This window comes from Vibrio sp. 378 (assembly GCF_033339435.1).
On record NZ_JAWOUO010001058.1, the window covers coordinates 1 to 542 of the forward strand.

General features: G+C 49.1%; 1 protein-coding gene. It reads right to left on the reverse strand.

Going from position 1 to position 542, the window contains the following annotated elements:
* Nucleotides 1–542: tRNA (adenosine(37)-N6)-threonylcarbamoyltransferase complex transferase subunit TsaD (locus R7Q48_RS30345; protein WP_318134120.1), on the reverse strand; the 542-nt coding region annotated here is incomplete at both ends.

A 542-nucleotide genomic window follows, 5' to 3' on the forward strand; every position in this document is an offset into this window, starting at 1 on the left:
CACTTACACCACCAGCAATAACGATACGCTTCATACCGGTTTGCTCTAATGCACGCTTACATTTAATTGCCAACGTTGCACACACGGCTTCTTCAAAAGCGTACGCAATATCAGCACGAGTCTGCTCGTCATCGCCATTCGCTGCAATCGTGTTTGCCGTGAAGGTTTTCAAACCCGAGAAACTCATATCCAAACCCGGCACATTGGTCATTGGTCGTGGGAACTTAAAGCGACCCGGAGTACCTTTCTCTGCTAGCTTAGATAACAGAGGACCGCCTGGGTAATCTAGCCCCATCAGCTTAGCCGTCTTATCAAATGCTTCACCAGCTGCATCATCAATGGATTCGCCTAGAATCTTGTATTCACCAATGCCTTTTACTTCCACCATCATCGAGTGGCCGCCAGAAACCAACACCGCCACAAATGGGAATGGTGGTGGGTTATCTTCTAGCATTGGCGCGAGCAAATGACCTTCCATGTGATGAACAGGAACAGCAGGCACACCCCATGCGTAAGCAATACTACGACCAATGGTTGCACCC